Origin of the sequence: Sphingomonas carotinifaciens, assembly GCF_009789535.1 — a bacterium.
GTDB classification, from domain to species: domain Bacteria; phylum Pseudomonadota; class Alphaproteobacteria; order Sphingomonadales; family Sphingomonadaceae; genus Sphingomonas; species Sphingomonas carotinifaciens.
Map to the genome: position 1 here is coordinate 98,469 of NZ_WSUT01000001.1, position 22,863 is coordinate 121,331.

Annotated in this window: 19 protein-coding genes and 2 pseudogenes; 13 read left to right on the forward strand and 8 right to left on the reverse strand. The window is 61.6% G+C overall.

The genetic code is table 11. The annotated features are described in order from the left end of the window. Positions 1 to 54: 54 nt before the first annotated feature. A complete protein-coding gene (locus tag GQR91_RS00405) occupies positions 55 to 2,415 on the forward strand; it encodes a GH92 family glycosyl hydrolase (protein WP_149682618.1) in 2,361 nt (786 codons plus the stop codon). A 64-nt stretch (positions 2,416 to 2,479) separates the two neighbouring features. Here the strand turns inward: GQR91_RS00405 and GQR91_RS19380 are convergent. The 5 genes and pseudogenes from GQR91_RS19380 to GQR91_RS00430 form a co-directional block, all read right to left on the reverse strand. Further along, a pseudogene (locus tag GQR91_RS19380) lies at positions 2,480 to 3,125 on the reverse strand (IS3 family transposase); the annotation flags it as partial. After that, on the reverse strand, positions 3,107 to 3,298 hold the full coding sequence (locus tag GQR91_RS19210) for a hypothetical protein (RefSeq protein WP_211368524.1): 192 nt from the start codon (positions 3,296 to 3,298) through the stop codon (positions 3,107 to 3,109). The pseudogene GQR91_RS19380 and the gene GQR91_RS19210, both read right to left, overlap by 19 nt. A gap of 6 nt (positions 3,299 to 3,304) precedes the next feature. Further along, positions 3,305 to 3,558 (reverse strand): annotated as a pseudogene (locus GQR91_RS19385) (IS481 family transposase); the annotation flags it as partial. A 115-nt stretch (positions 3,559 to 3,673) separates the two neighbouring features. Beyond that, complete coding sequence (locus GQR91_RS00425) at positions 3,674 to 4,963, reverse strand: HAMP domain-containing sensor histidine kinase (protein WP_149682448.1); 1,290 nt, start codon at positions 4,961 to 4,963, stop codon at positions 3,674 to 3,676. Further along, positions 4,960 to 5,655 carry a response regulator transcription factor gene (locus GQR91_RS00430; RefSeq protein ID WP_149682447.1) on the reverse strand — a complete coding sequence of 232 codons (696 nt, stop codon included), beginning with the start codon at positions 5,653 to 5,655 and terminating at the stop codon, positions 4,960 to 4,962. Before GQR91_RS00430 ends, GQR91_RS00425 begins: the two co-directional genes overlap by 4 nt. A 303-nt stretch (positions 5,656 to 5,958) precedes the next feature. Here GQR91_RS00430 and GQR91_RS00435 point away from each other — a divergent pair, with 303 nt between their 5' ends. From GQR91_RS00435 to GQR91_RS00470, 8 genes are all read left to right on the forward strand, one after another. Then, positions 5,959 to 7,086, forward strand: coding sequence for an acetyltransferase domain-containing protein (locus GQR91_RS00435; protein WP_149682446.1), 1,128 nt, complete (start codon positions 5,959 to 5,961; stop codon positions 7,084 to 7,086). A 284-nt stretch (positions 7,087 to 7,370) separates the two neighbouring features. After that, positions 7,371 to 9,665: a TonB-dependent siderophore receptor gene (locus GQR91_RS00440; protein WP_164727714.1), complete on the forward strand. Its 2,295-nt coding sequence runs from the start codon at positions 7,371 to 7,373 to the stop codon at positions 9,663 to 9,665. Further along, complete coding sequence (locus tag GQR91_RS00445; RefSeq protein WP_149682444.1) at positions 9,666 to 11,450, forward strand: ABC transporter ATP-binding protein/permease; 1,785 nt, start codon at positions 9,666 to 9,668, stop codon at positions 11,448 to 11,450. It begins immediately after the preceding gene. After that, a complete protein-coding gene (locus GQR91_RS00450; RefSeq protein WP_149682443.1) occupies positions 11,437 to 12,264 on the forward strand; it encodes a hypothetical protein in 828 nt (275 codons plus the stop codon). Before GQR91_RS00445 ends, GQR91_RS00450 begins: the two co-directional genes overlap by 14 nt. Before the next feature lie 16 nt (positions 12,265 to 12,280). After that, on the forward strand, positions 12,281 to 12,616 hold the full coding sequence (gene trxA, locus GQR91_RS00455; protein ID WP_164727715.1) for a thioredoxin: 336 nt from the start codon (positions 12,281 to 12,283) through the stop codon (positions 12,614 to 12,616). After that, positions 12,613 to 13,467 (forward strand): hypothetical protein, encoded by an 855-nt coding sequence (locus GQR91_RS00460; RefSeq protein WP_149682441.1) that lies wholly within the window; start codon positions 12,613 to 12,615, stop codon positions 13,465 to 13,467. Before trxA ends, GQR91_RS00460 begins: the two co-directional genes overlap by 4 nt. A 37-nt stretch (positions 13,468 to 13,504) precedes the next feature. After that, complete coding sequence (locus GQR91_RS00465; protein ID WP_164727716.1) at positions 13,505 to 14,899, forward strand: TldD/PmbA family protein; 1,395 nt, start codon at positions 13,505 to 13,507, stop codon at positions 14,897 to 14,899. 19 nt (positions 14,900 to 14,918) lie between these two features. Beyond that, positions 14,919 to 16,385, forward strand: coding sequence for a metallopeptidase TldD-related protein (locus GQR91_RS00470; RefSeq protein WP_211368525.1), 1,467 nt, complete (start codon positions 14,919 to 14,921; stop codon positions 16,383 to 16,385). A gap of 133 nt (positions 16,386 to 16,518) precedes the next feature. On the opposite strand, the gene GQR91_RS00475 is transcribed toward GQR91_RS00470, so the two are convergent. Next, complete coding sequence (locus GQR91_RS00475) at positions 16,519 to 17,637, reverse strand: pyridoxal phosphate-dependent aminotransferase (RefSeq protein ID WP_149682439.1); 1,119 nt, start codon at positions 17,635 to 17,637, stop codon at positions 16,519 to 16,521. Then, positions 17,621 to 18,565 (reverse strand): GHMP family kinase ATP-binding protein, encoded by a 945-nt coding sequence (locus GQR91_RS00480; RefSeq protein ID WP_160146769.1) that lies wholly within the window; start codon positions 18,563 to 18,565, stop codon positions 17,621 to 17,623. Before GQR91_RS00480 ends, GQR91_RS00475 begins: the two co-directional genes overlap by 17 nt. A 263-nt stretch (positions 18,566 to 18,828) precedes the next feature. Between GQR91_RS00480 and GQR91_RS00485 the strand changes: the two genes are divergently transcribed. Beyond that, a complete protein-coding gene (locus GQR91_RS00485; protein ID WP_235904024.1) occupies positions 18,829 to 19,758 on the forward strand; it encodes a dioxygenase family protein in 930 nt (309 codons plus the stop codon). Between the two features lie 960 nt (positions 19,759 to 20,718). Here the strand turns inward: GQR91_RS00485 and GQR91_RS00490 are convergent. After that, positions 20,719 to 21,483 carry a response regulator gene (locus GQR91_RS00490; protein ID WP_174236643.1) on the reverse strand — a complete coding sequence of 255 codons (765 nt, stop codon included), beginning with the start codon at positions 21,481 to 21,483 and terminating at the stop codon, positions 20,719 to 20,721. Between the two features lie 164 nt (positions 21,484 to 21,647). On the opposite strand from GQR91_RS00490, the gene GQR91_RS00495 reads away from it, so the two are divergent. Genes GQR91_RS00495 through GQR91_RS00505 form a run of 3 tightly spaced genes read left to right on the forward strand, consistent with a single transcriptional unit; the run spans position 21,648 to position 22,863 of the window. Continuing rightward, on the forward strand, positions 21,648 to 22,259 hold the full coding sequence (locus GQR91_RS00495) for a lytic transglycosylase domain-containing protein (RefSeq protein ID WP_235904023.1): 612 nt from the start codon (positions 21,648 to 21,650) through the stop codon (positions 22,257 to 22,259). Between the two features lie 2 nt (positions 22,260 to 22,261). Further along, positions 22,262 to 22,576 carry a TrbC/VirB2 family type IV secretion system protein gene (locus tag GQR91_RS00500; RefSeq protein ID WP_149682436.1) on the forward strand — a complete coding sequence of 105 codons (315 nt, stop codon included), beginning with the start codon at positions 22,262 to 22,264 and terminating at the stop codon, positions 22,574 to 22,576. A gap of 2 nt (positions 22,577 to 22,578) precedes the next feature. Further along, entirely contained in the window at positions 22,579 to 22,863 is a 285-nt protein-coding gene (locus GQR91_RS00505; protein ID WP_149682435.1) for a VirB3 family type IV secretion system protein, read from the forward strand.

Below are 22,863 nucleotides of genomic sequence, written 5' to 3' on the forward strand. Positions count from 1 at the left end.
TCAAAGCCGTCATTTTTTGAGAGCACTCAGCTAAACGGCATGAGGAGCAGGTACATGAGGTTTAGGGCGAGCGCGCTACGTGCAGCAGCGTCATCGACGATCGCGGTGTCTCTCATTCTTCCCGTAACACTACCGGCACAAAAGAGGCATGATAGGGTCGCGGACGCGGTAGCGGTTGATCTCGCCAATCCGCTAATAGGCACCGCCTCCAGCTACGAGCTGTCCTACGGCAACACCTATCCGGCGGTAGCAGTGCCTTTCGGGATGAACTTCTGGAGTCCTGTTACGGGCAAGATGGGAAATGGCTGGAGCTATACCTATGACGCTCACAAGCTGAGCGGCATTAAGCAGACGCACCAGCCAAGCCCGTGGATGAACGACTATGCCGCGTTCGAGATCATGGCGATGACCGGACCGCTCCGCCTCAAGCAGCAGGATCGTGCATCTTGGTTCAGCCACAAGGCCGAATCCGCTAAGGCTTACGCCTATCAGGTCTATTTCGCCGACTATGATGTGACCGCGGAGGTGACGCCGACCGCACGCGCGGCGCAGTTCCGCTTTACCTTTCCCGACAGCGATGACGCGCATATCTTGCTCGATGCCTATGACGAAGGTTCGATGGTCAGCGTCGATGCACGCCGCCGACGGATCACAGGCTATGTCCGCAACAACTCTGGAGGCGTGCCAGTAAACTTCCGCAACTGGTTCGTGCTCGAATTCGATCGTCCCTTTACTATCAGTCGGACCTGGGACGAGAATTGGCAGCTCCGTGACGGCGGGACGAAGGCGGGTGCGACCAGCGAAGGCACACATGTCGGCGCCGTCGTCAGCTTCAAGACCAGAAAGGGCGAGCAGGTCGGCATCAAGGTCGCTTCCTCCTTCATCAGCCTGGAACAGGCAGAGCGCAATCTGGCAACCGAGATTGGCGCCGATAGCTATGATCGCACAAGAGCCAAGGCGAAGGCGACGTGGGAGCGTGAGTTCGCCCGTGTTCAGGTCAGCGATCCCGACCTCGACAATCGACGGACCTTCTATTCGGCCTTTTACCGCATGATGCTTTTTCCGCGTATGTTCCATGAAATCGACGCGCGCGGAGGCCAGATTCATTACAGCCCCTATGACGGTAAGGTGCACCCCGGACCGATGTTCACCGACAACGGCTTTTGGGACACATGGCGGGCGGTGTTTCCCTTCTTTGCACTGATGTATCCCGAGCTTGATGGGCAGATCATGCAGGGGCTGGTCAACACCTACAAGGAGGGCGGCTGGCTGCCTGAATGGGCAAGTCCAGGGTATCGTAACGTCATGATCGGGTCGAACTCGGCCAACATCATCGCCGACGCCTACCTCAACGGCGTTCGCGGTTTCGACGTCGAGACGCTGTATGAAGCGATGGTCAAGAACGCGACCACCTCGCAGGGCCGTCCCAAGGACGATCGGGGCCATACCCTGACCGCGGTCGGACGCGAGGGGGTCGAATATTATAACCGTCTGGGCTACGTGCCATATGATGCCGGCATCAACGAGAATGCCGCACGAACACTCGAATACGCCACAGCCGATTTCTCTCTGTCACGCCTCGCTGCCGCGCTCGGCAAGACGCAGGATGCGAAGAAGTACGCCACACAAGCCCAGAACTACCGCAAGCTCTATGACGCCAGCTCAGGCTGGATGCGGGGGCGCAATCAAGACGGCAGCTGGGCGACGCCGTTCAACCCGTTCAAATGGGGCGATGCGTTTACCGAGGGCAATGCGCTTCACTATAGCTGGTCGGTAATGCAGGATGTGCAAGGGCTTGCCGATCTAATGGGCGGACGCGAGAAGTTCGTGCAGAAGCTGGATAGCATCTTTACCATGCCGCCGCTCTTTGACGACAGCTACTATGGCCAGACGATCCATGAGATACGCGAGATGCAGATCGTTGACATGGGGCAATATGCGCACGGCAACCAGCCAATCCAGCACATGATCTATCTCTACGATTGGGTCGGAGCGCCGTGGAAAGCCCAATATCATGTCCGCGAGGTGATGAGGCGCCTCTACTCGTCGGCGCCCGACGGTTATCCAGGCGACGAGGACAACGGCCAGACCAGCGCCTGGTACGTCTTCTCGGCGATGGGCTTCTACCCGGTGGCGCCTACGATGGGAGAGTACGCGATCGGCAGTCCGCTGTTTCGAAGCATGCGGCTCGTCATGCCCAACGGTAAGACCTTGACGATCGAGGCGGAAAACAACGCACCCAAGAATGTCTACATTCAGTCGGTCACTTTCAACGATCGAGCATATGATAAGACGTTCCTGACGCGCGAGGCGCTGCAGGCGGGCGGCACGCTGAGGTTCGTGATGGGACCGACCCCTTCGCATTGGGGGGCATCGCCATCGGCAGTGCCGTTCTCGATGAGCGCCCCCCGTTGAATAGAGCTGGCCAGGTTTGTCTGCACAGGCTCGCGGCATGGACAAGTGGATTGCCGCTGGTTGATCATGCCGCTGCGAGTAGCGGCTGGTCGAGATATATCCGGTCGGGCGTGCGGCCGCCAAGCGCGGCATGCGGCCTGACGGCATTGTACAAGGCCGTGTATCCGCCGATGCCGGCGCGGGCTTCGGGGACCGAAGCGCAGGCGTTGAGGTAGACTACTTCGTATTTCACCGAGCGCTAAAGGCGCTCCACGAACATGTTGTCGCGCCAGTAGCCTTTGCCGTCCATGCTGATGACGGTCTTCTCGCACAGGAGGACGGCGGTGAACGCGGTGCTGGTGAACTGCGAGCTCTCATCGCTGTTGAAGATCGCCGGTCTGCCGCAGTGGGCTGGTGCTTCCTGCAGCGCCTCGATACGGAAGTCGGCACCCAGCGAGATCGACACCCGCCACGCCAGTATGCGCCGGGTGAACCAGTCCATGACGGCGACGAGATAGACGACGGCGCGCGTCATCGGGAGGTATGTTATGTCCCGTCGCCCAGACCTGCTTGGGCCTCGTCACCGCCAGATTGCGCAGCAGGTGCGAACAGACATTATGCCCCGGTGCCGGCCCCGACGTGTTCGCGCGGCGGTAGAGCGCCTCCAGCCTCATCCGCGTCATCAGCGTTGCGACATGCAGCCGGCCGATCTCTACGCCTTCGCCTCGCAGATCATATCGACGCACGTCAGACGCGACCAGGCGGTGTTGCAGTTGCGCGGATGCTCGGCGAACTGAATGGCCTCTTGGACTTCGCTCAGGACAGGATTGTCAGTCAGGATCGTGTTGATGCGATAAGATACAGCCTTCAGCAGGTGTTCGAGGGACGTCCACGCGGTGTTCACCTGCAGAATCCACGACTGCAAGGCGTAGAGGCAATCGTCGAGCGGTAGCGATGTATGGCGTCGGGACGCCACAACCATTGCTTCCCCGGCTTCCGTCAGTGTCGTAGAATGAGGAGCCTTCGACCAAGTCTTTCAGATCCTCCACGGTTGCGCGCTTGCCCCACTTCACGGCTCAGCGTCGTGAGCGAAGCCTGCCATCGCTGTATCGCCGCCCGGACGGCGTGCGTGGTCGTGGCGCTCCCCTGACGTACCTGTCCCATAGGATTTCCTTCCATTTGAACGAAAGGATCACACCCTCAAATTGTGGGATCAGACACCCAGCCGAGCCCGGAGCTTTACGTGTATCAATTGTCACCAACCGGCTGAAAACCGGAATTAGAGTTCGTGAGAGTAGATCGGAAACGAAAGCGCGACGCGTAGCCCGGCGGGTTGACGATTCTCGATTTGCAAGGAACCGCCGCAGGCAGTGATCGCACGGTGTGCGATAGCGAGACCCAGCCCATATCCAGTCCCAGCGGTCCCACGCACGAATGGTTGTAGGACGTCGGCAATAGGCAGATTGACGATGCCTGGTCCCTGATCTTCAATTGTCATCATCCACCGACCTTGATCTTCCGCAAGAACAACTTTCACCTCTTGGTTCGTTTGCGAGAATTTTAGGGCATTTCGCAGGATATTCTCTATGGCGCGGTGGATCAACTCGCCGCTGCCGCGCGTAAGACAGCCTGCCGGACCAAGAACGGGCATGACTACGCTCACGCCGACACCGCGATCAAATGCTTCGAATGCCGCGTCGGCTATCACCAATTGGAGAATAGCCGCGAGGTCGAACACTTCTGTATCTTGATGACCGCTTCCGCTTTCAAGTCTCGCAAGCGTCAAGAGTTCGCCGACGAGCCTGTCGATCCTGTCCGTTTCAGCCTCTATCCGGTCAAGAGAGGCTTCGAGCCGCGAAGGGTTACGGCGAAGCAGGTTGCCGGCCAAGCGCATCCGAGCAAGCGGAGATCGTACTTCGTGGGACACGTCGTGCAGCAACCGATCGCGTAGTTCGACCAATGCCTGCAAGCGACTGGCCATGGCATCGAAATCGCGGGCCAGATCGGCGATTTCGTTGCGCTGCCTTCCCATCGACGGAACGAGCCGAGTGTCCAGCTTGCCGAGCGCGAGTTGCTCGAAGCCAAGTCGCAGTCGCGTAATCGACCGCGCCAAATAATTGGCTAGCATCATGCTGAACGCCAAGCCGACTGCGAGATCGACGAACAGATGTTTAGGCGGATAGAACATGTCGGTGATGGCCGACCACCAAGTCAACGGGATGCGATTCGGTGGATGCCGATACCGTAGGCAATATCCCTCCACGCTGACCGCCAGGTCTTCTTTGACGTTGAATGGGTCACATTGCCGGCCCGGCGCCTGCGGTTTGATGCTCACCAGTTTACGAGCTTCTGCTGGCCAAGCGTCGATCTTGCGTCGTGCGGAAGCCGCGCCTTCGGCGCGAACCGTATCGGCAACGTTGCTCAATATGCTCTGGCCGAGCATGAAATTGGCATAGGCCGTTTGGGCCGGCTCGGGTGGCCGAAACCAGATGATTGACGACGCAGCGCTCAGGGCAACGAAGGCGACCACATAGCTCAGCCAGATTTTCCAAAAGAGGCGGTGCTTCATCGGGCGATTGCTAGACGGTACCCAACGCCCCGGATGGTTTCGATATCCGCTTCGCCTCTGCTCGAACGCTTCAGCTTCAAGCGGAGATTGCTGATGTGGACGTCGACACTTCGATCATAGGGTTGGCGCTCGCGACCGAGAACGGTCAGCGAAAGATCGTCCTTGGTCAGAACCGCGGTTTCAGCGGCAAGCAGCATGGCGAGCATGTTGAATTCGGTAGCCGTGAGGTCAAGGCTAGTGTCGCCCCATGATGCTTCTCGCCTGTCGGACGCCAGCGTCAGTTGCCCAGCGGCGAGTTCCGGCAACCTTGCCTGACCCCGCGACCGGTGCGGCTCTACGCGGCGGAAGACGGCGCGCAGGCGGGCGACGAGTTCGCGTGGATGATAGGGTTTCGCGACATAATCGTCGGCACCGACCTCTAGCCCAATGATGCGGTCGAAATGGTCCCCCCGCGCAGTCAGCATGATCACCGGTATGTCACTGGATAGCCGAATACGGCGAAGCGTCTCGATCCCGGTCATGCCAGGCATCATGATGTCAAGAACGACCGCGGCAAAGCGTCCGGACAACGCAAGCGTCAGGCCACTTTCACCGTCTACCGCTGTCGCGACATTGAATCCTTCCGGAACAAGGTATTCGGCTAGCATGTGGCTCAATTCAGCGTCGTCGTCGATCAGGAGGATGTGTTGCATGGCTGATCCTAAACGGGATGCAGGTGTATAGCCGCGAAGGACCATGGGCAGCGTCTTTACAGAAAATTTTCACTTCGCTGACGGAAACCTTACACCCTCTTCGTAGACGCATCGCTAACCTCGGCAGCCGTGCTGAACAATCATCACGCCATGCCAAGGCGCGTTTGCCATATAAGTCGCGAAATAACGGCGCGCCACGCCCTGCGCGGTGATCGCTATCATACGACGCGGGCGGTTCGCTCCTCGATAGGGCGCCGACGTCACCTCCAAGTGTTCGCACTTTCCCTATTCTAGGACAGGACCATGCCAGAGGCTCATTCCCGAATTTCCCTTGTTCCACGCCTCACCGGCATCGATGCAGCGCGCGGTATCGCGGTGATCGGTATGTATTTGCAGCATTTCGGTGACTCTCTTCCGGTTAGCGCCATCGTTTCGGGCAATACGACGCTGCTGTTCGTTTTGTGCGGCGGGATCGCCTACAGCCTGATGGCACAGCGCTCCGGCTTCACGGGGGCGCCGCAGGATTTCCGCACCCGGATGTTGGGCCGGGCCGTCTTCATCGACCTGCTCGGCTATCTCCTGATCATGCTGAACACGTCCTTCGGCGTCATCCTGCCGGCTTACGCGGTGCTGTTCGTGGCGGCATTGGTCTTGGTCGGCCGATCGACGCGGACGCTTGTGATTTCGGCGGTGCTGCTTCTGTTCTTCGCACCGCCCGCCATGCTGCTCGGTCTAAGCCTGCTCGGCAAGACGCGTCTGCTCGCCGACATCGCCGGGGGGCCGCTGTCTGGTCTGGCGCTGGCGCCTGCGTTCGTTGTGGGTATGATCATCGGTCGTCTCGATCTCAACGCGGTGCGGACGGCAGGTTGGCTGGCTGTGCCCGGTGCGGTGATCTTCGCGGTCATGTGGTGGTTTAACGGAGCGGTGTTGCCCGGCTTCGCCAAGGGTTTCGAGGCGTGGCTTGTCACTCTGATGGACACGTCGATGACGCCCGAGGCGGCAATGGCGGCTGAGCAGATGAAGCAGTTTGCGCCCTGGCCGAACAATACCGATCCTGCGCCCTGGCAGATGCTGTTCGCGTCCGCGCCGCACACGGCCTCCACGTTTCAGACGCTGACAGGCCTGAGTCTTTCACTCGCCGTGGTTGGCATTTGCCTTGCGGCGGCACAACATTTCCGGTCGGCGTTGCTGCCGTTCTCTACCATTGGCCGGGTACCGCTGACGATGTACGCTGCGCAGTTCGTCGTCGCCTGGGGGCTGGCGCTGGGCGGAGTCGAGCTTACCCAAGTAGCGATCCCCGGTCGCACGATCATCATCATAGTGGGGGCAATTGCACTGGGCATGGCGGTCTGGGCGCTCCGCCTGAACGTGTTGGAGCGCGCAATGCGTCACGTGGATCGTGCTCTTGGCGTCGACAAGAAGAGCATTTGACGACGCCCCGGAAATTGGGGTGCTATTTCGCCAAACAAGAAAGATATCACTGCATTATATTTACCACCATTATAGATAACTAAAGCGGGTGCTCTAATAAAATTAGATATTAACAGGAAAAACCGTAATAATAGATTTCGGTAATTACAAAGCCTGTTAAATGCGTAATTAAATATAAGACATATAACTGCGAGAAGATGCGCGGCGATTTGCGGACGTCGGAGCAGCTCCATAGAAGTAGCAGGGAACGTAAAACTACTTTGGGGAGACAATAGATGTGTTGGATGAAAACATCTCTTGTGGCTGTCGCCGTCATGACGTGCGTGCAGCAAGTCGACGCGCAAACCGTTACGCGGTACGAGTTCGATGTACCGCGGGGTCCACGCGACGAAGTCGTGCGTGAAATCGCCCGGATTGGCGGCTCGATCGTCTCGCTCTCGCACCCGGATGCACCGGGTCTCTCGGAAGCGACCGGTCGGATCAAAGGCAATTTCACGCTCGCCGAAGCGTTGGAGAAGGCGCTTGCAGGGTCAGAGTGGTATGTGGCGGCGGCGGGCAACGACCAAGTCCGCATCGCACGCACTGGTGAGAACTCGTCCGACATCATTGTCACGGCCTTCCGGGGCAAGTTGCGCAAGGAGGATTCCAGCCTGCTGACGCGCTCCGACACCCCCCTCAAGCAAACGCCGGGTACGGTGGTGTCGGTCAGCCAAGCGGTGCTGGCATCGCAGAACGTGACGTCGCTGGAGGAAGCGCTGCGCAACCTGCCCGGCATCAGCTTCACGCCAGGGCCGCCATTCCTGCTTTCCTCCCGCGCAGGCGTCACGAACGGAACGTCGTTCACCAACGGACTACGCAACGCCAGCCGGGCCGGGCCATCGCCGGTGGTGGACGCTGCCGCGATCGAGGTCCTGAAGGGCCCGTCATCGGTGCTGAGCGGCACGGCCGTTGCGGGTGGCTTGCTCAACATCGTACCCAAGCTGGCGACGGGTGTGTCGCCCGATGAAATCAGCATCGGTGGCGGCACCTACGGCTATGTACGCGGCAGCGCCGACGTCGGTGGCGCGATCTCCGAGGAAGATCGGCTATATTGGCGTTTTGTCGGCCTGTCGGAATTCGCGCGGCAGAAAAATCAGGGCGGCGATGAGCCGTCGACGAAATCCGGGACGTTCCTGCTCGGTTACCGAAACGATGGGTGGAAGATCGATTCCATCACGCAATACTACAACACTCGGTCACCTTTCTCGCGGCGTTACGTCAACGATACCTCGCAGGACAGGATCATTGACGTCGACGATTATTTTAGCCGCGACACATATTATCAGAACGAGTCGATCGCTCAGCAGCTTCAGCTCGAGAGAAATCTGGTAGCCGGCAACAATTTTGAATTGCGTATGCGCGCACGCGGACGCTATCAAAGGGCCAACGAGAGTTTTACCAATATCAATTGCCTGTTCGGTTGTATCGGTGATGTTCCGGTGCTGGTTACGGCTTATCGCGGCAAGTCGGATCAATATAGCGGATCGGCCGATTTTTACGCGAAGCTCGTTACCGGACGTCTTGAGCAGCAACTTATCGTGGCATTCGACTATGCCGGAGCTAAGGGGACGAACTTCGACGTTTCCGACTTTGGGTTCGGCCTGCCCGCGCCCTCGCCACTGGCGATACCGACCGCGTCGACTCCTGGCGTCCTGCTCTCGCAGAGTCGCCGCCGCGACTATGGTGTTGTCGTGCAGGACCAGATCAACTGGGGCCGCTTCCACGCGCTCCTGAGCCTGCGGCAGACCTGGTTCCACGAGCGGCTTACGAACGACGATCCCCTGCTTGTTCCCGTCGAAACGAATGTATCCAAGCTCCTGCCAACAGGCGGCGTGGTCTTCGACGCTACCAAATGGGCATCAATCTATTACAGCTACCAGAAGGGGATCACGCCGCCGCAGCAGTTCGCGCGTCAAGCCAATGGCGACCTGTTGCCGCCGGCCATCACGACGGGTCATGAAGTGGGCGCAAAGTTCGAGCTGTTCAACAGCCGAATGTCGATCACTGCCAATTACTTCCGATCTACCACGAGCAACCAGCCACTTCCAAATCCCGCAAATCCGCTGATCTTCATCCCCGTCGAAGGCCGGCAGGTTGACGGTTTCGAACTGGCGCAGGTCGGTCGGATTACGCCAACGCTCTTCCTACAGAGCGGCTTCGTCTACACCCGGCCGAAGACCGAGGTGTCGCGGATCGGTCAGCCCAAATATGTTGCCAATGCCTGGCTCCTCAAGACCGTGGGCCTCGGCGACAAGCGGTCGCTCGATCTCGGCTTCGGTGCGAATTACCAAAGCAAGGCCGGCATTCTGTTCGACGATTTCATAACCGGCGCGCGAAGCTATCCCCGGGTCGCGGTCGATTATCTGCGGTTCGATGCCGCGATCGGAATTACCTCAGGGCCGCTCAAGCTGAACCTGACGGTCGACAACATCTTCGACCGCCTGAACCTCTACAATCCCTCAGTCGCCGACAGCCTCGCCCGAGCCCCAGGACGGGATGTGCGTCTGGTGCTCACTCTCGCTTTGCCTGGAGCTCGTTAAATGACTGTCAGCGTTTCCGACATCGGCGCCGAACGCGTCGTTAGGACCGAGCGTCCCAAGGAATATGTTGGGCGCAACGTCTGGGGAGATATCCTCCAGATATTTCGTATCGTCTTCCTGCACCTCAAGTCCGATCCGCTTCGCGGCGGGCTTCTTTGGATCTACGCCTTCGGATCATCAACCGTGTCGTCGTGGCTCGGCATGCAGTTCATGATGCGGAATGCTGACACGACCAACGGTCTGGTCGCAGGGGACTACAATGCGGTGGTCGCGGCGCTCACCGGCACCGCGACTATCCTTGCGGGCATGCTGATCCTCGCCGTGGTCAACACCACGATGACGTTCACGCTGCGCATCCGCATCCGGACATTCATCGCAAATCACCTGATGGATGGCTGGCTGTTGAAGCGCGGACTCTATGCGGCTGACGAGAGCATGCGCATCGATCATCCCGAACAGCGCGTTCAGGAGGATTCCTACAGCTTCGCGCTGCTCGTCACTGACATCCTGCCGATGATCGCGGGCGCGCTCACATCCTTCTACCTTTATTCGGGCGCGTTGTGGGCGTTGCAGACGCCCTTCACCCTGCCGATGCCGGACGGATCGCAAGTGTCGATTCCGCATTCGCTGTATTTCGCGGCATTGCTGTCCGCCGGCCTGCTTACCCTGCTCGCGCATCTGATCGGCCGCGTGCTCACGCGCCTCGAAGTGGTGCGGCAGCGGCTCGAAGCGGGCTTCCGCCACGATCTTGGTCAGGCGCGCGAATATGCCGAGCAGATCGCGCTCAGTAACGGCCAGCGGATCGAGCGGGCGCGTGCCGGGCAAAATTTCCGCCTGATCCAGAAGAACTGGACGCCCTACACCTTCGCCAACGCCTTCCTGGCGGCGATCCAGATGTCGTCGACTTATTTCGCCATGCTGGTCCCGACCGTTCTGCTGTTTCCGCTGGTGCTGCGCGGCACGATGAAGCTCGGCGACCTGCAGATTGCGGGCCAGTCCTTCCAGGCGCTTTATTTCGTCTTGGGCACTTTCGTGACCCTCTATACCAGCTTCGCCCTGCTGCGTTCGGCGACGCTGCGTATCCGCCTCATGGAAAAGGCGACGGATACTGAGCCTGCGGTCGGCTTCACCAGCGCGACATCGCGCGACGACACATTCGCGGCAAAGAACCTGATCATCCAGGCCCCGGACGGCGAGCCGCTGATCGCGATGAACGAACTGCGTATTCCACGCGGCGAAAACTGGCTGATCCGGGGCCGTTCAGGCACCGGCAAGAGCACATTGTTCCGTACGCTGGCAGGCCTATGGCCCTTTGGTTCGGGTGAAATCAGCCGGCCGGCGGAGGCGTCGGTGATGTTCATGCCGCAATTGCCCTATGTGCCGGCGGGCTCGATCGCCGAGTTGCTCAGCTATCCGCATACGCCGGACACGTTCAGCCAGGAGCGCTTACGTCAGGCGTTGATCGATGTTCGTCTCGAACGGCTCATTCCGGACCTGGACAGCGTGCGTTCCTGGTCGAAGATCCTGTCGCCGGGCGAGCAGCAGCGACTATGCCTAGGCCGCGCGCTGCTGCAACGGCCGGCTTATCTGTTCCTGGACGAATCAACCAGTTCGATGGACGCAGAGACGGAGCGGGATGTGCTTGGCGCGCTGGCGAAGCAGCTCGATACGTCGACCATCGTCGCCATCTCCCACACCGATCGCAATTCCATGCCCCGCGACCGTGTTTTGACCGTTCGGGACGGCACGGCAACTGTGTCGCATTCGAGTGATGGCCGTGATTGACGCGGCCATTGCATCTGCCGGACCGCTGGCCAACACGGGTGGCGCGACGGGCCTGCTCGCCAAGGCCCTGGCCGAAGGAGACTATCTCCCCCCGGCACGGCGGAGCGAAGGTACGGCGTCGTTCGTTGCAGACGTGCAGCGGACAACGGGCCTGTTGGCGTCGCACGATGTAGCGCGCACATGGTTCTTTCGCTTGTGGGACGGCTTAGAGGATTCCATCCTCAAAAGGTTCGCGGATGCCGGCGACCGGATGGCGGCGGCAGACGTGATGCGGTTGCACCGCGATGCGGCGGCAGGCCGCGAAGTGTCTGCCCGGGACTGGCGAGAAGCGCGCAAGAGGTTTCTCGCTGCCCTGTCCCTGTCGGCCTCGATCAGTGGGCGGGACACTCTCTGCGCCTCGATGTGGGACCTCGAAAAAGTCCCTGGCGCAATCGCCGATGTTGCCGATGCCTGGATCCGGGAAGCCTCGCTGGAGGATGCCATCACGGCCGTCGGATGGACCCGCGATGTTTATCTCGAAAATGCCGAGGTGTGGGACCAGTTTCTCAGCAGTCGGCCGCAAATCGTACAAGAACCCGAGGAATCCGAGGAGGATTTCACGGAGCGCCTGCACCAGGCCCTGTCCGAGCAGCCCCCCCGGACCGCCGAGCAGATGGCGCAGTGGGAGCAGTTGCACCGGATCAGCATGAGCCGCAGCTTCGACCGCAGGGAGGCGCTCCGTGCGCTGCTGCTCGACACGCTTGCGGCATCGCCCGCGCCGTCGCGTCACCCCGCCGGGGGATCGAACGACGCTTCCTGTTTCGATGTTTGTTGAAGGAAGAGAAGACAACATGGCCAATCTCCTTTCCGCCACGGACGAGACGTTCGAGGAACTGGTTCTCAAATCCGATCGCCCGGTGCTGGTCGATTTCACCGCCGCCTGGTGCGGGCCGTGTAAGGCGATGGCGCCGGCGGTCGAAGATGTCGCGCGCGAATATGAAGGCGAGGCATCAGTCTACCTCGTCGACATTGATGCCAGCCAAGCGACGAGCCAGGCGCACAAGGTTATGGGCGTTCCGACCTTCATGATCTTCAACAAGGGCGTGCCGGTGCAGCGTTTCACCGGCAGCGTGAGCCGGTCGAAGCTCGCCGCTGCGCTCGAAGCTGTGGTCGAGGGCGATAAGTGACCGGAACCGCCACGGCCGATTTCGCGCAGACCATCGCGGCGGCGGAAGCGGGGGTGATGCCCAATCCTGTGCCGCTCGTACCAGGGCAGCAGACGGAAATCGAGACGTTCGCGCATCGGCACGGCCTCCACACCAGCTTCGTCCATTTGGTGAAAGCCCTGTCGATGTACGATCTGGCCTATTGGCGTCGGGTCGCCGACGTCCTCCGGCCGAGCATCGATACGCGTGCCGTCGTGCGAGAGTGGATGGCGTGGGTCTGGAATGCCCCGGAAACGGGGCTGCGCGACGGGGTGAGGGCCGCCGAGCTGCGCGAATGCTGCGATCGGGTGATGGATCTGCATCTCCAGGCGCTGCGAGGCGCGGCACCGACCCGTGCGGACTGGCGTCAGGCGCGATCTGCGCTTTCGGCGGCACAGGGTGACGATCCGGTAGCAAATGCCATGTCGGACGTCGCCGCCGCTGCCGCGTGGGACATCGACGTCGCGACCGGCGCGCCGACCGACGTGATTCAGGCATGGATCGCTGCCCGCTTCGCCGAGATCGATCATCAGATCGAGTGGACGGACGAAAAGTCGGACACCGCGGACGCCCGTCTCGATGCAATCATGAGCGCAGGCCAGGCTGCGGTCGAGGCGCTGGAGGCGCAGTCGCGCGATCCGAAGGACCCGGAAACGCAGCGGCTGAAAGCTGACGCCTTCGAACGCGGTGCCCGCATATATGCCGCTGCCAATCCGTCCGATCTCGACCGGCGGGAAGAGCTGCGGAACGAGGCGATGGACCGCGTTTACGAAAGCGGCCGTGCCGGGCTGTTGCGCGCGATTTCCGCCGCACCCGCCACCCCAGACGCATGATGCGCGGACTTGAACCGCGCGGACCGGGAGTATGATTATGGCAAGTAGGCCAGCAGTAACCGGCGTGAATGACGCCGCGCATGAACTTGCGGGTGAGGGGGGCTATCTCCTGAACGAGCCGTCCCATCTGAAGCAGATCGCGCAGGCGGCGACGGAACAGGCGCTGCGGGCCGGCGTGGACCAAGCCATCGCTTCGGCGAAGGAAAATGGCGGTATCACAATGCGGGCACGGGGCGGCAACTTCGACAACGCCACCCGGGAAGGTTCGCAGGCCCTGTCGATCAAGGTGTTCGTCGGCGGCCGCACAGGTGAGGCAAGTACCTCAGCACTCTCGCCGATGGCAGTCGAACGCGCGGTCGAGCGCGCGATCCTGATCGCTCATCAGGTCGAGCCGGATTCAGACTCGGCGCCGCCAGAGCTCGCTTGGCTCGGCACGGACGCGGTAGACGTTCCACTGTTTGCGCCGTCGGGGCTGACTGCGCAGGACCTCGGGCGGATCGCGCTTGAAATCGAATCCGCGGCGAACGACGCCGCAGACGTCCGCGTGATCGAAGCTGGCGCATCAAGCATAGATGCTTGCTTGGCCCTCGCCATCGGCCGGGACTTCAGCGGCGTCTATCGCACGTCGCGGCAAAGTCTGTGGTGCTCGGTGATTGCCGAACGCAACGGGATGATGGCGCAGGACATGTGGTCGGATATTGATCGGCGTGTTGCGGGGCTGGCCGCGGCGGATGAGGTCGGCGCGAAGGCGGCACAGCGCGCGACGCGCAAAGTGGGCGGACGACCGCTGTCGACCACGACTGCCCCGGTTCTGCTGGATGCGACGGTCGCTGCGACGCTGGTCGCCGAAATGGCGTCCGCGTTGATGGGCACCGCGCAGGTTGAAGGTGCGACCTACTGGCACGACATGCTCGGCAAACAAGCTGTTGCCGGTCATATCGACTTGGTCGAGGATCCGTTCGAGCCTTATGGCTTGACGAGCAAGCCTTACGATCATGAAGGGGTCGCGGGGACGGCCCGGCACGTGATCCGCGGCGGCGTACTCGAAGGCTATTTCCTCAACTGCCTCAATGCACGCAAGCTCGGCACGCGCTCGACGGGCAATGCCGACGGCTGCAACAATCTGACCCTCTCCAGCCGCAATGCGATCGCGACATCGCCCGAACTGCTGCGCCAGCTGGATACGGGCCTGTGGGTCACCGAGTTCCTAGGCGGCAGCGCCGATCCGGTCACAGGTAATTACTCAAAGGCAGTAGCCGGCTTCTGGGTGGAAAACGGCGAGGTCGCCTTCCCGGTGCAGGACACCACGATTGCGGGTGAATTGCCGCAGATGCTGAAGGAACTCGTGACCGTGGGCGGCGACGTCTACCGGCGCGGGGCGTTCCGCAGCGGCTCGATTCTATTGAACAGCATGCGCATTTCCGGCCGCTGAGCGGGTGCAGGAGGATCCAATGGGTATTAATGGTCTTATGGCAGCGCTAACGCCGCTCGACGTCGCGGAGCAGCGGCTGCTTGCGCCGAATGACCTCACCCGCGAAGCCGTCGGCAGCGCGCTCGAGAATCTGATCGGTAACGGCGCCGATTATGCGGATCTTTATTTCGAGACCGGCCATGCCGAAAACTGGCGGCTGACCAATGGCAGCGTTTCGGCCGCGGCATATTCGATTTCGGAAGGGTTCGGCGCGCGCAGCGTCACCGGTGACCAGACCGCCTTTGCCTATTCGGGTGCCATCTCGCCGCAGTCGATCGCGGCGGCTACCAGCAGCGTGCGCAGCATGCGGCTACACGGCAACGACGCAGCGCGCACCGGGGGTGTCGAGGTACGAGCTCTGGGCTCCCCGAGCCTGATCTATCCGATGGAAGACCCGCTGGAGACGCTGGGTGCAGCAGAGAAGATCGCGCTGCTCAAGGACCTTGACGAGCGTAGCCGTGCAGTTGACTCCCGCATTGTACGGATTTCAGCCGAGTTGCAGGCGTCGCATTCGACGATCCTGATCGCTGGCAGCGATGGGACCTTGGCGGGCGATGCGCGGCCGCAGGTTCAACTGATCCTCTCGGTGCTGGCGCAGGAAGGCAACCGCCGCGCGTCGGGCAGCGCAACCGCTGGGGGGCGTCACCTGCTGAGCGATTTCACCGGCGAAATGCTGGATCGTTTGATCGCCACTGCCACCCGGATCGCGTTGACGAATCTGGATGCGCGGCCCGCGCCGTCCGGCATGATGCCGGTCGTGCTTGGTAACGGGTTCCCCGGCATCCTGCTGCACGAAGCGGTCGGGCACGGGTTGGAAGGCGACGCGCATCGCAAGCGCTCCTCGGTTTTCATCGATCGGATGGGCGACCGGATCGCGGCTTCGAGCGTCACCGTGATAGACGACGGAACGCTGCCCTGTTTGCGCGGATCGCTGGCGATCGACGATGAGGGGACGCCGTCGTCCCGAAACGTGCTGATCGAGGACGGCCGTCTCGTCGGACTGATGCAGGATCGCACGAGCGGGCGACTGCTGAACCAAAGACTGACGGGCAATGCCCGGCGCGACGGCTACGACCGTTTGCCGATGCCGCGCATGACCAATACCTTTCTAGCGGCTGGCGACTATGATCCCGCGGAGATCGTCGCATCGGTCAAGCATGGCATCTACGCGGCCGATTTCGGCGGTGGCCAGGTCGACATCACCAGCGGCCAGTTCAATTTTTCCGCGGTTGAGGCCTATCTGATTGAAGACGGGAAGATCACCGCGCCGATCTCCGGCGCCGTGCTGATCGGACTGGGGCACGAGGCGCTTAAGAACGTCTCGATGGTCGGCAACAATCTGGCGATGGCAAACGGCGTGTGCGGCAAGGAGGGGCAGACCATACCGGTCTGTGTAGGCCAGCCGACCGTGCGTATCGACGAGATGGTGATTGGCGGCACTGCCTGATCCTCAAGGCGTGATCTGCCCGCGGTAAATCATTTTCGGTTCTCCGGCGTAGGACGGGACGGGGGCAGTCGGAAGAGGCACGATCGCCACGTCTCCGATTTCGCCGGAGAATAGATGAATTCAATAAGGTGGATCACGCTTCGCATTGCAATCCGGCTGGCCGAGAAAGCTCAATCGAGAGCGCGTCATGGAGTCGTGTGACGGCAGAGCTCGCCGCAACAGCTAGGCGCAGATACCGACTCGAAGAACCAACTTTGTTGCCGCAATCGCGGATGAAGATGCCATGTCGGGTCAGAAGCCTCTCGCGCAGCTTTGTACCGCTCACGCCTTCCTCCAGCTCGACGAACAAGAAGTTGGCAGCTGACGGATAGACCCGAAGCATCGGCAACGCCTGCAGAGCCGTCTCCATCATCTGGCGATCGGCAGCGGTTGCCGCGAGGCTGTCGATCAGGGCCTGCGGGCGCGCCGCAACCCACGAGAGGACGAAGGCTGCGAGCCCATTGATATTCCAGAACGGCATCTGACGGCGGAGGCGAGCGGCCGACCGGGGGGAGGCCACGGCGTAACCGAGCCGGACACCATGCAAACCCAGCGTCTTGCCCATGCTCTTCACGACGATGAGGTTCGGATGATCGAGCGTCAGCGCACTTGCGCTCTCGACGTCCGAAAAGTCGATGAACGATTCATCGATGACGATCAGCGACAGGTCGGCAAGCGCCTCGACGATGAATCTGATTTCATCGAGCGGCATTGCGACCCCTGTCGGATTGTTGGGATTGCTGAGAATAAGCGTTTGAGCCCGGATGGCGCGGACGTGCTTGATCACCCGGCGCGGGTCCAACACGAAGTCGTCCTCCCGCCGGCGCATCAGCAGATCGAACGCCTTGCCATGTTCGCGGGGGAGGTCCGTCCACTGACCAAATGTCGGGGCGCACGTCATCAGGGGGCCTTGCGCAGCACGAACGAGCTCGGTGATGATTTCCGTCGACCCGTTTGTGACGACGATGGAGTCGGCGGGAAGGCCGGTCAGCCGGGCCAAGTGGTCCTGATGTACATCGGCATAGTCGGGATAGTATTTCGTGATCTCGTCGAGCTGGTTGGCAGCATCGGCGAGCAGTTCGGCTCTTGGATAGTGGAGGTTCACCGGAACGCAGAAGTCGAGAAGCGGGCGATCCGCGGGAGCAGTTTTGCGCACCGCAAAAAACGACGGGTTGTGCGCCGAGCGCGCGAGCAGGTCAGTGGCGGTTGACATAGATTCCTCCGGAAATGAAAGCGTGGTCGCCGACGATCGTCACCGCGCCAGCAAGCTCGCGGATTACGGTCTCGTGCAGCACGGTTCCCCGAGCCGTGTCGGGTCGGTAGAGAATGCCGAGAACAGATCCGCTGTGCGCACAATTGACGCCCAGCGCGCCCGTCGCCTCGGCAATGCGGACGACCTCGTCGAATGGGGCCTTGTAGAGAATCTGCTGGCTGAGCTTGGCGCTCATTGTCGCGGCTTGCGCGAGCAGCACGGCGTCACCGGCGGCAAGGCCGCAACGGGCCAGGCACAGCGCTTCGCGAACCTCTTTTTCGTGTCGCGCATAGACGTGGTGCGCGCGCGCGCGGTCGAACCCGACGGTGTCGACCGCACCCCCGCAATCCAGGATCAGCACTCGCAGGCACGAAGGGGGAAGGAAGGACCGGAAGACACGGCCGCATAGGTGCCCGACATGCGCTACGCCTGGGATGTGGGTGCAGTCCGACGGCTCGATCGCGATCAGCGACCGGCAAATATCTGACACCGACGGCGTGATCCCCATGTGATGCAGTGCCGCGCCAAGCGCGGCGACGAGGTCGGCGGTGCTCGACGCCATGCCCTTTCCGGTCGGCAGGTCGCTGGCCATTTCGATTTCGAGGCCGTCGCACTCGGCTTCATGCGCGCCAAGCATCGTCAGCAGGCGCGCCACCTTGCTGTAGCGATCGGGGTCGGCAGTGTGAATCCCCGTGTGGCGGGCCGGACGTACCGTTGCCGTCGAGAAGCGGTCGATCGGGCTGTTGACAAGATAGTCGATGCCGTCGAGTCGTCCCTGGACGAACTCACCACAGGTGCCGGGGGCGGCCCAGCTCAGCGCTGGTGTATGCGGTCTCGAGCCCCGCGTTTGAGACGCCGACTTCAGTGTTTCGGAAAGATCGATAAACATAGTCGTCTCCGGTGACTGTTCCGGTGACGGAGATGCGCGGCTGCCTTTTCGGGCGAATGTCCCGAATATGTCCCGCATGGCGGCTCGACATTCTTCGGATCGACGTAGCCGAAGGGGAGGATGGACCATTCAAGGCCATACCAGCGTAGCCGTTGGCTTACCCGCCGATTGACGCGATCGCCCGGGACATAACATTTCCGGCGCTCGGCAATTTCGGAGAAAAACGACGCCGCAAAACTAGGGGCATCGGATCACAGGAGGCTATGATGACCCACCACCACGACGATCACAGCGACCACGGCCATGGCATGGCGGAGGACCTGCCGCGCTTCAACGCCCTCATCGCACGGCGGCGAGCGTTGCAGTGGTTCGCTGGTGCAGGCACTGCCGCGCTCGTTGCGGGCTGCGGCGGTGGCAGTGGATCAGACAGCGACACCAGCTCGGTCAGCACCGTAACCGGATCGACCACCACGACCACGACGACGGCCACCCCGACCCCGACTTCGACCACCACGACGACAACGACCACGTCGAGCGGCTGCATCGCCGATCCGACGGAGACGGCTGGCCCCTATCCGGCCGACGGTACCAACTCGGCGAGCGGTTCCACCTCGAACGCGCTGACGGTTAGCGGGATTGTGCGCAGCGATATCCGACCGAGTTTCATCAGCTCGACTACGGTAGCGACCGGCGTGCTCGTTAAGATCACACTCACCGTTGTGAACGTGAACGCGACCTGTGCGCCGCTGGCGGGCTACGCGGTCTATCTCTGGCATTGCGACCGCAACGGGCTTTACTCGCTTTATTCCGTCCCGACCGAGAGCTACCTGCGCGGTGTTCAGGTGACGGATGCGAACGGGCAGGTCACCTTCACCACCATCTTCCCCGCCGCCTATTCGGGTCGCTACCCCCATATGCACTTCGAGGTGTTTTCGAGCCTTAGCAACGCGATCAGCGGCAAATATGCGGTACTGACATCGCAACTCGCGATGCCGCTGGCCGAATGCAACACCGTGTTTGCGGATACGTCGCTTTATCCGACGAGTGCACGCAATCTCGCGCAGGTGACGATTTCCAGTGACAACGTGTTCGGCGACAACACCGCCGCCCAGATCGCGCAGCAGACACCGACCATGACCGGCAGTCCGAGCGCGGGATATGTCGCCACCGCAGTTATCGGTATCGCGGTTTAATCGGCTTTGACGAGATGCGTGGCGCCCTCTGTCGCCAAGCTGCCCCGGCCAACGTGCCCCCAGCCGGGGCTTACAAGCACGGCGACTTTCCTCTGCAGCGGTGCTGATCCCGGGCAGGCGCATGCCTGTCCGGGGTCTCCATTTGCTTAAACAATGCCGCAAACAACAGGGACATAGCCGGAAAACATGGTCGCCGCGTCGCCTCAGACCCGCTTCACTGACCTCGTGTAGGCGACTAGAGCGGTTTCCGACCGATCTGCGTCATCGTGATTGCATCAGGAAGGCTGCTGGCTAGGAGCGGCGCGAAGCAGGGGCTGGTCTGCCCCTGCGAGCGTCGCGACGACGTCCAGCGGCCTTCCTGATGCAACCCCTTCGGGGCGGGCCGATTTTTAGCCCAGGGCCACGTCGCTCGTCGGTCACGATGCCCCGGCATCGCTCCGCTCCTCGCTTCTTGCCCTGAACCATAATCGGCTCCGTCACGATGGCGCAGATCGGTCGGAAACCGCTCTAACTCAGACGACCAGCGACGAGCCGTCATGACGAGGATGACGACCATGACCGCAGGCTGGTTTATGGCCTGAAGGTCGATGGCGAGCAGGTAGTGGAAGTGTCGCCGCGCGCTATACTTTCTGGCGTCCGCCAGCATGACCGCCATACTCGCTGGCTGCGCCGCGAGCGCCCTGACTCAATCCGGGCGGTCCGGGGCGGCGACCTGATCGGTCATCTCGGTCGGCGGTTCAGAAAGCGGTACCGCCACATCCACCGTAAGCATGACGTCGACCACGTATGTCGCCGATCCGACAGAGACGGCTGGTCCGAGCGGGATCGCCCGATCCGCCATTCGGTCGAGCTTTATCGGAAGAATTTCGAGGGAGGGCATGTCGCGATAGTGGCGACATTGCCGAGAAATTTTTTTCGAAACGGTTCGGCTATTGCTGAACTGCCCTTTGGCAAACGTGTCTACCGCCTGACCACCGACGCCGTGAACATATAGCCCTCGTTCCGGACGGTGCGGATCAGTTCTTGCCCGTCTTTGGCCGCAAGCTTGCGCCGGATACGGCTAACCTGGACGTCGACGGCACGATCAAAACTGTCACTATCGCCGCCGCGGGCATATTCAATCAACTGATCGCGCGTCAGGACGCGGCGCGGATGCTCGACGAGCGCGCGCATGATCTGGAACTCGCCTTCGGTCAGCGGGACGGTTGCACCATCGGGCGCGTAGAGCGAAAATCCCTCTGGATCGAGTGACCATTGGTTGAACCGGAGGAGGGGACGACCCTCACCGATCGGTTCGGCAACGATTGTCATCGCGGTCGGGACGGACGCGGCGGTGGAAGCGGTCTCCGTCTCTCTTCCACGGCGCCGGAGCACGGTGCGGATCCGCGCCAGCAGCTCGCGCGGATTGCACGGCTTGGCGAGATAATCCTCGGCGCCGATCTCCAGCCCGATGATCCGGTCGATATCGCTGCCGACGGCCGACAACATGATGACGGGCGGTGCACCAGGCGCCTGAAGCCCGCGCAAAGCCGTCAGCCCATCCTCGCCTGGCATCATAACATCGAGCACGATCAGATCAGGGCGTTGCTTCGCCATCGAGGCGCGCATCGCAACGGGATCGCTGGCGACTGACGTCAGGAAGCCATTCTTCTCCAGAAAGGAGGAGATCAGCTTCCGGATGCCGTCATCGTCATCGACGATAAGGATACGGGTGGCGAGGTCCATGTGGATTACATTGGCGAGCATGGCGTCCGATTGCCAGCCCCGCCTTTCGGGGACGTGTCCCGAATATGTCCGTGGCAAAGATTCCCTTCCGATGGTTGCGGAAAACCCCGGGACATTTGCGGGCAACGGAAAGGTTCGATCACGTCGGTTCTGGAGTAACCGACATGAAAATCCGTTTCGACCATCCCGTCTTTATCGCCTTGGCAGGATTTCTCGTCACCGCGACGCTGCTGTATGTCACCCAAGCCCATGCGCAGGTGATGCAGATCGCCGATGACGGCTCAATCCAGACCCGTGCCGGCGCTGGCGTCGTCAGTTGGGATGCGGATGACGCGTCCAACTTGTCCTGGCCCGACCCGGCAACAGCGATGCCGGAGATGCCTGCCATTCCCGCGGCCTATGCCGCAACCGTGCATCGGGTGTCGGCTGCGCAGGGGATCAGCCCCGCTCTTCTTGAAGCCCTGATCTGGCAAGAGAGCCGCTGGAGGGCGGCCGCCGTGTCGCGTGTCGGCGCTCAAGGCCTCACCCAGCTCATGCCCGGCACCGCGCGTACCCTTGGCGTCGATCCGCGCGATCCGATCGCCGCGATCGAAGGCGGCGCGCGATACCTTCGCCAGCAGCTCGATCGCTTCGATGGCGACGTCGAGCGTGCGCTTGCCGCCTACAATGCCGGACCCAGCCGCGTGCTTCGCGCCGGTGGCATCCCCCCCATCGCTGAGACGCGCGCCTACGTCGCCGCGATCCTCACTCGCCTGTCCAACATCTCGGAGAAATGATCATGAAAAAGCATCTGATCGCCGTCTCGGCCATGCTGGCCGCCTTGTCGCCAACTGCCGCCTTCGCGCAGGTCGCCGGAGCCGATCCGCAAGGGTCCGGTCCGATCGTCGCGGCGCTCGGCTGGCTGCAGGGCACGCTGCTTGGTCATGTCGCCACCACCGTTGCGGTGATCGCGGTCGCCATGGTCGGGTTCATGATGCTGACCGGTCGTCTCAACTGGCGGTTCGGTGCAACCGTCATCGTCGGTTGCTTCGTCCTGTTCGGCTCGGCCGCGATCGTCGCCGGCATCCAGTCGACCGCGGGCATGGCGGGCTGACAATGGCCGGCCTGTCCCGCGCGCCCGTGTTCCGGGCGCTTACCAGACCGCAGATGTTCGGCGGCGTCACCTTTTCCTTCTTCATCGTTAACATGGCGGTGACGACGGAGGCGTTCCTGGTGACGGGTAGCTTCTTGGCCCTGCCGATCGCGCTGGTCGTACACGGGGTCGGCTATCTCGTGTGCCTGCGCGAGCCGCGTGTCTTCGATCTGTGGCTGACCAAGGTCAGCCGTACCCCCCGGGTCCGCAACTGGAAGCGGTGGGGCTGCAACTCCTACGAACCCTAA

Coding starts and splice junctions, on each gene's coding strand:
- GQR91_RS00495 (WP_235904023.1), top strand. CDS start 21,648: ATGAAAATCCGTTTCGACCATCCCGTCTTTATCGCCTTGGCAGGATTT.
- GQR91_RS00465 (WP_164727716.1), top strand. CDS start 13,505: ATGGCAAGTAGGCCAGCAGTAACCGGCGTGAATGACGCCGCGCATGAA.
- GQR91_RS00445 (WP_149682444.1), top strand. CDS start 9,666: ATGACTGTCAGCGTTTCCGACATCGGCGCCGAACGCGTCGTTAGGACC.
- GQR91_RS00490 (WP_174236643.1), bottom strand. CDS start 21,483: ATGGACCTCGCCACCCGTATCCTTATCGTCGATGACGATGACGGCATC.
- GQR91_RS00475 (WP_149682439.1), bottom strand. CDS start 17,637: ATGTCAACCGCCACTGACCTGCTCGCGCGCTCGGCGCACAACCCGTCG.
- GQR91_RS00470 (WP_211368525.1), top strand. CDS start 14,919: ATGGGTATTAATGGTCTTATGGCAGCGCTAACGCCGCTCGACGTCGCG.
- GQR91_RS00480 (WP_160146769.1), bottom strand. CDS start 18,565: ATGTTTATCGATCTTTCCGAAACACTGAAGTCGGCGTCTCAAACGCGG.
- GQR91_RS00500 (WP_149682436.1), top strand. CDS start 22,262: ATGAAAAAGCATCTGATCGCCGTCTCGGCCATGCTGGCCGCCTTGTCG.
- GQR91_RS00440 (WP_164727714.1), top strand. CDS start 7,371: ATGAAAACATCTCTTGTGGCTGTCGCCGTCATGACGTGCGTGCAGCAA.
- trxA (WP_164727715.1), top strand. CDS start 12,281: ATGGCCAATCTCCTTTCCGCCACGGACGAGACGTTCGAGGAACTGGTT.
- GQR91_RS00425 (WP_149682448.1), bottom strand. CDS start 4,963: ATGAAGCACCGCCTCTTTTGGAAAATCTGGCTGAGCTATGTGGTCGCC.
- GQR91_RS00505 (WP_149682435.1), top strand. CDS start 22,579: ATGGCCGGCCTGTCCCGCGCGCCCGTGTTCCGGGCGCTTACCAGACCG.
- GQR91_RS00450 (WP_149682443.1), top strand. CDS start 11,437: ATGGCCGTGATTGACGCGGCCATTGCATCTGCCGGACCGCTGGCCAAC.
- GQR91_RS00485 (WP_235904024.1), top strand. CDS start 18,829: ATGATGACCCACCACCACGACGATCACAGCGACCACGGCCATGGCATG.
- GQR91_RS00430 (WP_149682447.1), bottom strand. CDS start 5,655: ATGCAACACATCCTCCTGATCGACGACGACGCTGAATTGAGCCACATG.
- GQR91_RS00405 (WP_149682618.1), top strand. CDS start 55: ATGAGGTTTAGGGCGAGCGCGCTACGTGCAGCAGCGTCATCGACGATC.
- GQR91_RS00435 (WP_149682446.1), top strand. CDS start 5,959: ATGCCAGAGGCTCATTCCCGAATTTCCCTTGTTCCACGCCTCACCGGC.